We start from the raw sequence: 11,722 nt of genomic DNA, 5'->3' as shown, positions 1-11,722 counted from the left end.
GAGTGACCCCGTATTGGCTGTGACCAAATTCAAATTCCCTGAAAAAGCAGACGCTAACACTTGATTCAAATCAAGGTTTAACCCAAGGTAGGGGCAATTTTTTGATGGAGCCGCCCCATGCCTCAAGCCAATACTCACGCTCGCCCCCAATCTTTTATTCCGAAAGCGTCGCCTAAAACCTTAGCCGCTAACGCCCTCATGCTAGGCGCCTTAACCTTAGTGCCAATGCCAGCCATGGCTTTTGATTTAGCGGGCGCGCAAGTGTCTATGTTCATCATCTTAGGATTAGGAAGCCTTGGCCTGCTAAACCTTGGTTTACAGTTACTCTTCTATTTTGCCGGCATCTACTCTCGCCCAACATTCGTTACCGTCCATGTGATTACCGCCCTCATCGCGCCCTTGATTGCCCTGCTATTTACTGTGCTTAATTGGCAAGGATTTGCCAGTGGCAGCTTAAATCTCAGCATAGTGTTAATTGCCACGGCGCTGGCCTTGCTGCCATTAAATCTGCGTCATAGCGCTAAGCCCATTACGGAAAGTAGCGCGCACTTATTAAGTTTTGGCGGCCTGTTATTTTTTATCATGGCGTTATTTATCGCCCCCATAGCGCTATTTGCTATGCCAGCGGCAGCATTGGCGCTGAGATTAGCGCGCACTACGCAGCAGCGCCTGATGGCACTGGTTATTCTTGTGCCTGCCGCAGGCGTATTTTTGATTTGGCTTGGACAAATGATCAGCCCATTATTGGCGTAGTTTTACTTAGTTAGTGTGTGAATAGCTAACGGCAAGTTAGCTAACTTAAGCTCCCATGCAGGCAAAGTGGCAAGGCTAGACAGAATGAGCACTATATAAAAAGTGATAACGATATGAAGAGCAGCGATAGCCATAATTCTCGAACTTGTGGCTATCGCTGTAATGCCTGAGCTATTTACGGGCGTAACGCCCGCTAAACAGATAAATAAAGCCAATCAATATGAAAGCCTTAGCGCAAGTTATGGTACCTTGCCCGCCTTTGCGCCTATCATAGTGCCAATTAATACCGATTAGAGCCGATGTTACTGATTGGTTTGGCATCAAGAGGCTAACCACCCTGGCGCGTTATGGGTTAATAAACTCTGTTACCTAGTTAATTTCTAAGTAAATCACTGAGCCTGGCGGTATTGATATAGGCTCGAAAATGGGCCGAGTATCAATGGCGATGCTAATTGCTGTGGCCATTTCGGCGATGACAGCAGTGAATGTCATAAGCCTATTGTTATGGTCACTGTAACATTTGTTCTTACTGGAGTGGCGGGGTTTACCCCTCTGCCGCCCGCTTTTTTAGGTAAACCGACTTTGTTTACCGCGTGCCAAGGATTATTCATGAAAATTGTTATCGCCCCTGATTCCTTTAAAGAAAGCCTAAGTGCTCTTGATGTCGCTTGCGCCATTGAAACGGGGTTTAAACAAGTATTTCCAGATGCCGAATATATCAAGGTTCCTATGGCTGATGGTGGTGAAGGCACAGTCAATGCCATGGTCGATGCCACCGCTGGCAGCAGACGCACCATAGAAGTAACTGGCCCTCTTGGCAATAAAGTCATGGCAACTTATGGAATATTGGGTAGCGCAGGCCAACACAATAACCATAGCGCTACCAGCAAGCGCGCCATCATAGAAATGGCCGCCGCTTCAGGGTTACATTTAGTGCCTATGGAAAACCGCAACCCCTATATCACCACCAGCTTTGGTACGGGCGAACTGATAGCAGATGCGCTTAATAGTGGCGTGCGCCACATTATTCTAGGACTAGGAGGCAGCGCCACTAACGATGGCGGCGCTGGTATGCTGCAGGCGTTAGGAGTGGTATTAAAAGACAGATTCGGCCAAACACTCGCGCCAGGCGGCGCGGCCTTAATGCAATTAGCCAGCATAGATATCAGTGGTCTGCATCCTGCCCTCGCCGAGTGTCAAATCGAAGTGGCGTGCGATGTGGATAATCCCTTGTGTGGAGAGCGCGGCGCTTCCCATGTTTTTGGCCGGCAAAAAGGCGCAAGCCCAGCCATGGTGGATAAACTGGATAATGCCTTGGCAAGCTTTGCGGCCATAGTCAGTCATCACTTTCCACAAACCGCAGACATGTCAACGTTAGCGGGCGCAGGCGCTGCGGGGGGGATGGGGTATGCCATGGTGAGTTTACTGGGTGCATCCTTAACCCCAGGCGTACAACTTGTGACTACAGCCGTAGCATTGGCTAGCCATATGCCGGGCGCGACATTAGTCATTACTGGCGAAGGCCGAATTGATGCTCAAACCGTATCTGGCAAAACGCCCATGGGCGTGCTCAATGTGGCCAATGATTATCAAGTGCCTTGTATTGCGTTATGTGGCTGTTTAGGCGTAGATGCCGACAAGATTAAAGCCCTTGGCATGCAAGCGATTTTCCCGATAGTACCAGCCTCTGTCAGCCTAGAACAAGCACTAGCCACAGGTACGTCCAATCTAATTCGCACTGCAGCCAATGTCGCGGCTCTGCTTAAATTAGGCGCGCGAGTGAATGGCTAGCGAAGTGCTCAGCATTAGGATTTAGGTGTTAGGTTTTAAAATTTAGGTGTTAGGTGTTAAGCGCTCACTCACTTTGTACAGTTAGTGAAGAGTGCTTAGGCTTAAGAGCCTCAATAAAAGCAATATTCATGTCATCACTATGCGCCTTTTGCGCAGGCGCATAGTCAATCGTTAAAGACTCACAATCAAATCTGTGATGTTAAGTGACATTCCCCTGCTGCCTGCTTGCGCTAATCGCAAATCATCACAAATAACAAATAATCACTATTTATCTGCTCACACGCAGATGCCTTGATGTGCACGACTAGTTGCAGTAAAGTTGCAAACACTTTAGTTGCTTGCAAACATATAAAAATCAAGGCTGCGCCTAAATAAGGCGACATAAGCGACAACTAAGTGACATTAGCAAGCTTAAGTTAACCGCCAACGCCCTGTTCCCAAGTCTAATAATAAGAGCGCCCATGACAGCCATGTCCAAAGCTTCGCCTCAGCCGGTTTCGCAACCGCAAGCACCAACGTCGGATGCCACTGCCATTGCTTCTGCAGAAACCATACTCAAAATTTTTACTGTGCCTGAGGCGCCAAACTCTACCTTAGGCCAGATAGAGCAAAAATTGTCGCAAGATTTGGCAGGGTTTTTACGGGATAACATAGTCGCGTTGGAAAAACCATTAAGTGACATTGAAGCTGACTTTAATGACCATAGTATTCCCACTCGGCCAAGGTTTGTGTCAGATTATGTCGATGACATCATGCACACTTTAGTGGCGCAATCAGTACATACGGCATCCCCCAGTTTTATCGGCCACATGACATCCGCCCTGCCCCACTTTGTGCTGCCGCTCTCCAAAATCATGGTGGCGCTCAATCAAAATCTCGTCAAAATTGAAACCTCTAAAGCCTTTACGCCATTAGAGCGCCAAGTGCTCGGTATGATGCACCATTTGGTGTACCAACAAGCGCCGCAGTTTTATGCTGAATTTCAGCACCAAGCCGACACGGCCTTAGGTGCCTTTTGCTCTGGCGGCACGCTCGCTAATATTACGGCGCTATGGATAGCCCGCAATAACTTACTTAAAGCCCAAGGTGAGTTTAAAGGCGTGAGTCGCCATGGCCTAGCCAAGGCATTACGGCATTATGGTTTTGATGATATTGCGATTTTAGTGTCCGAGCGCAGCCACTACTCCCTAGGAAAAGCGGCTGATTTACTTGGTATTGGCCGCGACAATATCATCAGCATAGCGACAGATTGCCACAATAAAGTAGATGTCGCCCAAATGCGCGCTAAAGCCCAAGAATTACAAGTACGCAATATTCGGGTAATGGCGATTGTGGGCGTGGCGGGTACGACAGAAACCGGCAACATAGATGATTTAACGGCGCTAGCAACCTTGGCAAAAGAATTACACTGCCACTTTCATGTGGATGCGGCGTGGGGGGGAGCCACCTTATTATCGAGCCAATACCGCCACTTACTGCGCGGCATCGAACTTGCTGATTCTGTGACTATTGATGCCCACAAACAAATGTACGTGCCTATGGGCGCGGGCATGGTGTTATTTAAAGACCCGACGGCTTGCAGCGCCATAGTGCATCACGCCGAATATATTCTGCGTAAAGGCTCAAAAGATTTAGGCAGTCAGACGTTGGAAGGCTCGCGCCCAGGCATGGCATTACAAGTGCATGCCTGTTTGCAAATCATAGGGCAGCAAGGCTATGAAATTCTCATTAATCGCAGCATTAATAATGCCCGCGCATTTGCTGAAAAAATAGCAAACCACCCAGATTTTGAACTGACTAGCGCGCCCGAGTTATGCTTACTGACCTATCGCTATGTGCCCGCGTTAGTTAAGCACGCCTTAGCTCACGCCAAAATCCACAATGATGATGCCAGCCTCGAGCAATTAAATAGCCTGCTCGATGACTTGTGCCAACATATGCAAAAAACTCAGCGCGAAATGGGTAAATCCTTTGTGTCCCGCACCCGCATTCCACTAGCAAGCTTCACGCAAGCTAAATCCGCACTACGAAAATCCGTAGTATTTAGAGTGGTATTAGCCAACCCTCTCACCACTCTAGATATTCTTGATGCGGTACTGATTGAACAAGCGCACATTGCCGCCAATGAATTAGACATAATGCCGCAGTTATTGGCATTATCGCAGCGCACTATTGCAGCAAATAGTTGCAGTAAATAGTCGCAACGAATAGACATTCACGTGATTAATCGTCCTTTAACCAAGCTAATACGGCGACCTTATCTTCAAAGAACTTAACATCGTCGCCCATAAACCAGCTCGCAACCTTGGTCATCCATTGTTGTAATTGCCCTTGGCCAACTATGGTAACCTTTTCAAAATGGCGGCCAAATTTCACTCCGAATGTAATATCATCCCACACGGCTCTGGCTTCCCAGCCTTCAAGTTCGCGCACATCACACAATAAATACAAATCAGGGTCACTCACTTCGCGGATAGTTGATTCCACCATAGGCATCATGAGTTCATAATCTTAAAGCGTCAGCTTGCCTGTTAATCTCATTTCAATGAAAAAATCATCATCAACGGCAACCTTATTAACTATTGGCCGCAAGGGGCTTATTTGTTACACGCATCTAGGGTTAAGCTTATTAATTTAATTAATGGTAACTATATCAATTGAAACGAGAGTAATTGATAACAAATTAATTGAAACTTAATTAATTGAAACTTAATTAATACGATAAGCGTTAATAGTTAATTACGGGTAACTTTTTGGCCTCATTAAAAATAGCTAATTATAAAAATCTAAGTGCCACTTCCCGAAAAAATTGTTCGTGACATGAGTCACGTAAACTTAAGGATTATCAATTTTAAAACGATGCAAATCACGGATACTCGTTTAATTCAATAATATATTAACGTCATTATCTTTATGGGGCGTTAATATGAATAACAGACGTAATTTTCTTAAGCTTTCAGCGGGCATGGCTGTGGGTAGTTTAGCGGCAGCCTTACCTGCCTCAGCCGCAGAATGTAAAGACACCATTAAATGGGATGAAACCCACGACATTATCATCATAGGTTCTGGCTTTGCCGGCTTATCTGCCGCGATTAACACTAAGCGCCAAGGCATTAATAAGGTGCTAGTGCTAGAGAAAATGATGCAGTTTGGTGGCAACTCGGCCATTAACGGCGGCTGGTTTGCCGTGCCGCGTAACCCGACTCAACTAGCACAAGGCATAGTTAATGACTCCCCTGAAGAATTAGTAAAAGATCAGGTTATCGCTGGCCGCGGCCTAGCATCTGAGCCACATCTGTTAGCTATTGCTAATCGCGCCTTAGATGCTTACCACTTATGTGTTGATTCAGGCGTTAAATTCCGCGACGGCTTTAACCAGTTAGTGGGCGGCCATAACATTGCAAGAGCGGTGCGCACCGTTGATGGTACTGGCGGTGAAATTACCCGAAATCTCTACCGCGTGGCTAAAAATGAAGGCGTAGATTTACGCAACCAGCAATATGTTGAAGACTTCATCATGGAAGGCAATAAAGTTATTGGCCTTAAAGTACGCCGCAACTTCCGCTTCCCGAATCTAAAAACTGGCGAAGTAGTGCATATTAAGGCCGATAAAGGCGTAGTCATTGCCACTGGCGGCTTTGCCATGAACAAAGAGCTGTGTGCCATTTTTGACCCATCCATTGACCCAAGCATGGATTGCACCAATGCCCATGGTGCCACCGGTGAAGTGACTTTAACCGCTATGTCCCACGGCGCTTTGCCTGTGCACATGAACATGATCCAAACCGGCCATTGGGGATCCCCTGATGAAGGCGGCTTTGGTTGGTCTAATGCCTTGTTATCTATTACTTTTCACCAAGGCATGATAGTGAGCGTACTCGACAGTAAGCGCTTTATGAATGAGCGTCTCGACCGCAAATATTGCTCCGATAGAATTTTGGCGCAGCGTAACCCAGATAACTCGCCAGCCTATCCGGTAGGATTTTTCAATGCTAACGATTTCTCGTTAGATGACGATCGTATCGGCCGCGCCCTACGCGATGAAATGGCGTGGAAACTGGATTCAGTGCAAGCACTGGCTGACAAATTTAATATGGATGCCAAAGCCTTACAAGCTTCCATCGATCTCTACAATCAACACGTAAAACGGCAAAACGATCCCTTGTTTGACCGTGAAATGGATACCGCTAAGCATTTAGCGCCGCCTTTTATCGCCTCGCGCTTATGGCCAAAAGTTCACTACTGCATGGGCGGCCTTAAAACAGATGCTGACGGGCGAGTGATTGCTTCTAAAACCTTAGCACCGATGGAAAACCTTTATGCTTTGGGCGAAGCCACCGGCGGTATTCATGGCGTCAACCGTTTGTCATCGTGCGCCTGTTTAGAAGGTCTGGCGATGGGCTTTGTGGTTGCCAACACTATTACCGACACCAATGCTGAACAGTTAAAGGGGTAATCATGAAAAAGTTATTAACCGCACTCGTTATCACCTTGTCACTGGGAAGCACTGCGCAAGCGGGCGAACTATTCCAAGCTAAAGGCAAAATCTTTGGCCGTGACAATCACAGCGTTATCTATGACGATAAAAATGCTTGTAAGACTTGTCATGCATCAGGGCTTAAATCCACCACAGATACCGCTTGTATTGAATGCCATGGCACTATCGATACTATCAAGATAGATACTGATAAGTTAGTTAACAGCCACGCTAATCCACATCAGTCAGTGCATTATGCAGAAGCTATTAGCTGCCTTGCTTGTCACTCTGAACATCAAAAGAAAGCGCCATTGTGCAGCGAATGTCACCGCACGTGGTTTACTGAAATGTAAAAACTAAATTGGTAATAGATTGCCAACCCACAGCCAATCAGGCCCTCGCATTGCGGGGGCATATATTGTCCAAAGCATGATAGTGATAGGCTCTTATTTATTGCCATCCCCCTCCCCCGCGCTTCATATCCATTTGTACTATTCATTTGTACTGTTCATTTCATTCAAACCATTCATTTAAACGTTAGATAGAAGATATACCTAGGCTGGTTTAATGCATTATCTTAATTAATGCTTAAATAACACGCTAAAAGAGTATGCTAATTATTCCATTAAAGATTCAGGCATTAATGGTGAATGTAAACTTAATTGCCTGTTCAATAATTTTATCCCCCACATTCAAGCTTGATTATTTATTTTAACGGACTCATTACGCAGGTTTACACTAGGCTCTAGGATGAATTGCAGTCAACTGGCTTTTATGTAAACACAAAGCAGTAATAATGTTGTTATTTTTCACAGTCACCTACTAGCAGTTTTAATTTAGACTGATAGACTAGCCGCAGACAAAGTAAGACACTAATAAAGGAAAATAGTTATGTTTGAATGGATTGCCAGTCCTGAAGCCTGGATTGCCCTTGGCACTTTAGCGGCATTGGAAATAGTATTAGGCATAGATAATATTATATTTTTATCAATTCTAGTGGGACGCTTACCGGAAAAACAACGAGAATTTGCCCGTCGGGTCGGTCTATTCTTGGCGATGTTTGCGCGTCTAGCACTGTTATTTTCGATTTCGTGGGTAATGGGATTAACCGAAACTTGGTTCACTGTCTTAGATCAGGCTATTTCAGGGCGCGATGTCATTCTAATTGGTGGTGGTTTATTCTTGCTGGCAAAATCCACCCAAGAAATTCATCACAGTTTAGAAGGCGAGCACGAAGATCCGTCTGCGCCGAAAGCGGTCGCCAATAGCTTATTTATGGTGCTAATTCAGATCATGATTTTAGACATAGTCTTCTCACTGGATTCTGTGATCACTGCGGTTGGACTCGTCAATGACATTGAAATCATGGCGATTGCGATTATTGCCGCGGTATTAGTAATGATGTTCTCAGCCAAATCCATTGGTGAATTTGTCGATGCTCATCCATCCATCAAGATTTTGGCGTTATCTTTCCTCATCATGGTTGGCGCAATACTGATTGCCGAAGGCTTTGATGTCCATGTACCAAAAGGTTATATCTACTTTGCCATGGCATTCTCGTTAGTGGTCGAAATGATCAATATCAAGATGCGTAAAAAGTCACAACCTGTGACTCTGCATAAAAACACGCCAGAGTAACTGCTAGTTAGGGTTAGGGTCAGAGCCTTGCTCTGACCCTAACTATTCAACCCCATCCATAAACGACTACCAGCCCACAGACTCATTGCTTCCTTAGCCACGGCTCATATCCCCGCATAAATCCATGAACAAGCAGCAACTAATATACAAGTCGCAACAAAATCACAGGTAATATCGCACTTTTTAGCTATATATCCTTGATTTGGACAATCTTTTACTTTTAAATGTAGCAAGTTATTTACCAACTCTTTATTTCTTAGTTACCTCGCTTTGATAGTGGCTTCTGGCAATGTAAATGACCACTTCTAAGCCTAACTTCCTGCTAGCTTTCCATTTGAGGTAGTAAACGTGAGTCGCGCATACATTATTTACCCACTCTTAATCGCAGGTCTTAGCGTGCTACTTTGGGCGCTACTCAATCAGCCTGATCGCTTGCCACCTTGGCCACAAACGGTTCAAGGTTTTTCTTTTAGCCCCATGCAGCGCAACAATGACCCCACTCAAGGTCGCTTCCCAACCATTGAAGAAATCGATAGCGATTTAGCCTTATTGCAAGGTAAAACCCATGCGGTGCGTAGCTATACCGTCAGCGGTACTCAAGGTCAGATTGCCCACTTAGCTAAGCAATATGATCTTAACGTGGCGGTTGGCGCTTGGATTGGTCCAGATCTTGAAAAAAACAAGCAAGAAATTAATGAGCTACTTACCGTTTTCTCTAGCAATCAACGCAATATAGTGCGGGTGATAGTCGGTAACGAAGCCTTATTGCGTAAAGATGTCAGCGTTAATCAGTTAATTCAATATTTAGATAAAACCCGTAAGGCGCTCAATGTGCCCATTAGTACCGCCGAGCCTTGGCACGTATGGTTAGCTAACCCAAAACTTGCTGAGCATGTGGATTTTATTGCAGTGCACATACTGCCCTACTGGGAAAACTTGGATGTGGATTACTCCATTACTTTTATCCAAGATAAAATGAATGAACTGCAAGCCGCCTTCCCTAATAAAAAGATAGTGATCAGTGAAGTGGGTTGGCCCAGTCGCGGCCCTACACGTGGCGCCGCCAAGGCATCTCTTGCCAACCAAGCGCGCTTTTTACGTAACTTCTTAGAAGTGGCAGAGCGCCAAGGCTACACCTATTACCTAATGGAAGCCTTTGATCAGCCGTGGAAATCCAGCATTGAAGGTCAAGCAGGTGATTTTTGGGGCGTATACAATGCCGACCGCACCTTAAAATTCCCGCAATTAGAACCTGTAGTGAGAATTCCAGAGTGGCGCACTTTGGCAGGTATTTGTGTGGCTATCTCGCTCATTCTTATCAGTATCTTGTTCCGTGACAGTAAAGGTTTACACCACAGAGGCCGCGGCTTCTTAACTGTGATTAGTTTTGCCATAGCAACCGGCACAGTGTGGATCGTGTACGACTTTACCCAGCGCTATATGACCATAGGTACCTTTATTACTGGCTGTATTATTACCCTATCGGCCTTGGGGATTGGAGCCGTGGTGCTGGCCGAAGCTCATGAATGGGCCGAAGCGCAGTGGCTTAAAAAGTATCGGCGCACGCCCAAGCGCATGCTGCCAAATGAATATCACCCTAAAGTTTCTATTCATGTGCCAGCTTATAATGAGCCGCCAGAGATGCTCAAAGAGACACTTAACGCCTTAAGTCGCCTCGATTATCAAGACTATGAAGTGATAGTGATAGATAACAACACTAAAGATCCTAACGTCTGGCAACCCGTAGAGCAGCACTGCTTGACCTTAGGGGATAAGTTTAAATTCTTCCATGTTGACCCAATTTCGGGCTTTAAAGCGGGTGCCCTTAACTTTGCCTTAGGACACACGGCGAAAGATGCTGAAATCATTGCGGTTATCGACAGTGATTATCAAGTGGCGCCCGAATGGTTAAGTGAACTGGTGCCGGCCTTTGAAGATCCGAATATGGCCATAGTGCAAGCGCCGCAGGATTATCATGATGGCGATGAATCCTTGTATAAGGCCATGATCAACGCCGAATACCAAGGCTTCTTCCATATAGGTATGGTGACCCGTAACGAGCGTAATGCCATCATTCAACACGGCACTATGACTATGGTGCGAGCGCAAGTGTTGCAAGACATGCGCTGGAGCGAATGGTCAATTACTGAAGATGCCGAGCTTGGGCTGCGAATTTTAGCCGCAGGTTACGATGCCACTTATGTGCCGCGCAGCTATGGCCAAGGCGTCATGCCAGACACCTTTATCGACTATAAGAAACAGCGTTTTCGCTGGGCCTATGGCGCTGTGGTGATTATGCGCGAGCATTTATCCACCTTATTAGGTATGAATGATACCAAGTTAAGTAAGGGGCAGCGTTATCACTTCCTCGCGGGCTGGTTGCCGTGGTTAGCCGATGGCATTAACTTGTTCTTTAACCTTGCTGCGATTTTTTGGACCGTGTTAATAGTTTTGTTCCCTGAGCACTTTGCTACGCCAGAAGCCTTATTATCGGTATTGCCTCTGTCTTTCTTTGTGTTCAAACTCAGTAAGATGTTTGTGCTTTATCGCCGCCGTGTGGGCACTAATTGGCGTCAATCTATCGCCTCTTGTATTGCAGGCTTAGCGCTATCTCATACCATTGGCCGCGCTATGGTGGCAGGCTTTGTCACCAGTAAGATTGGCTTCTTTCGTACCCCAAAACTTGCGGCTAAAAACCGCTTGTTAAAGGCATTAATGGATTGCCGCGAAGAGTTACTGTTTGCCATTGCTATGCTCGGCGGCGTGTATCTGATCACTCGCGGTATAAATACTGGCAGCTTGACCCACAACGTCAGCTTAATTGACTTGTACATGTGGCGTTTGGTGATTTTAGTGCAAAGTATTCCGTTTATTGCGGCAGTGGTGGTGAGCTTAATTAGCGCTATGCCAGGCATTCCCGCTAAGTTAATTGAGCCGATGCGCCCGATTAATCGTGAAGAGCACATAGTCAAAAAATAAGCCTGAGCGCGGCGCTTAAGCCTTGAACACGTAAGCCTTGAAAGCCACCTTAATCGGTGGCTTTTTTATAGGCTAACGCCGCTA

At 46.0% G+C, this 11,722-nt stretch carries 9 protein-coding genes; 8 read left to right on the top strand and 1 reads right to left on the bottom strand.

Annotated elements, in window-relative coordinates:
• The first annotated feature begins 117 nt into the window (after nucleotides 1-117).
• From FJQ87_RS07965 to panP, 4 genes are all read left to right on the top strand, one after another.
• Nucleotides 118-753, top strand: a complete 636-nt coding sequence (locus FJQ87_RS07965; RefSeq protein WP_140932172.1) for a hypothetical protein — start codon at nucleotides 118-120, stop codon at nucleotides 751-753.
• 162 nt (nucleotides 754-915) lie between these two features.
• Entirely contained in the window at nucleotides 916-1,047 is a 132-nt protein-coding gene (locus FJQ87_RS18940; protein ID WP_276613164.1) for a hypothetical protein, read from the top strand.
• A 315-nt stretch (nucleotides 1,048-1,362) separates the two neighbouring features.
• The gene (locus FJQ87_RS07960; protein WP_140932171.1) at nucleotides 1,363-2,544 is read left to right on the top strand and encodes a glycerate kinase; all 1,182 of its coding nucleotides are present in this window, start codon (nucleotides 1,363-1,365) and stop codon (nucleotides 2,542-2,544) included.
• Between the two features lie 470 nt (nucleotides 2,545-3,014).
• Entirely contained in the window at nucleotides 3,015-4,742 is a 1,728-nt protein-coding gene (gene panP / locus FJQ87_RS07955) for a pyridoxal-dependent aspartate 1-decarboxylase PanP (RefSeq protein ID WP_140934038.1), read from the top strand.
• A 25-nt stretch (nucleotides 4,743-4,767) separates the two neighbouring features.
• Here panP and FJQ87_RS07950 read toward each other — a convergent pair whose 3' ends face one another.
• Nucleotides 4,768-5,043 carry an STAS/SEC14 domain-containing protein gene (locus FJQ87_RS07950; RefSeq protein WP_240778871.1) on the bottom strand — a complete coding sequence of 92 codons (276 nt, stop codon included), beginning with the start codon at nucleotides 5,041-5,043 and terminating at the stop codon, nucleotides 4,768-4,770.
• 427 nt (nucleotides 5,044-5,470) lie between these two features.
• On the opposite strand from FJQ87_RS07950, the gene FJQ87_RS07945 reads away from it, so the two are divergent.
• The 4 genes from FJQ87_RS07945 to FJQ87_RS07930 all read left to right on the top strand — a co-directional run bounded on the left by FJQ87_RS07945 (nucleotide 5,471) and on the right by FJQ87_RS07930 (nucleotide 11,638).
• Nucleotides 5,471-7,000: a flavocytochrome c gene (locus tag FJQ87_RS07945; protein ID WP_140932170.1), complete on the top strand. Its 1,530-nt coding sequence runs from the start codon at nucleotides 5,471-5,473 to the stop codon at nucleotides 6,998-7,000.
• Nucleotides 7,001-7,002: 2 nt separating this feature from the next.
• The gene (locus FJQ87_RS07940; protein WP_140932169.1) at nucleotides 7,003-7,374 is read left to right on the top strand and encodes a cytochrome c3 family protein; all 372 of its coding nucleotides are present in this window, start codon (nucleotides 7,003-7,005) and stop codon (nucleotides 7,372-7,374) included.
• A gap of 538 nt (nucleotides 7,375-7,912) precedes the next feature.
• Entirely contained in the window at nucleotides 7,913-8,659 is a 747-nt protein-coding gene (locus FJQ87_RS07935) for a TerC family protein (RefSeq protein ID WP_140932168.1), read from the top strand.
• A 348-nt stretch (nucleotides 8,660-9,007) separates the two neighbouring features.
• Nucleotides 9,008-11,638, top strand: a complete 2,631-nt coding sequence (locus FJQ87_RS07930) for a glycosyltransferase (protein WP_140932167.1) — start codon at nucleotides 9,008-9,010, stop codon at nucleotides 11,636-11,638.
• Nucleotides 11,639-11,722: the final 84 nt, after the last annotated feature.

It is taken from the genome of Shewanella sp. SNU WT4 (assembly GCF_006494715.1).
GTDB lineage: Bacteria > Pseudomonadota > Gammaproteobacteria > Enterobacterales > Shewanellaceae > Shewanella.
The sequence above is the reverse complement of the archived record's forward strand: the minus strand, read 5'-3'. Positions and strand labels throughout refer to the sequence as shown.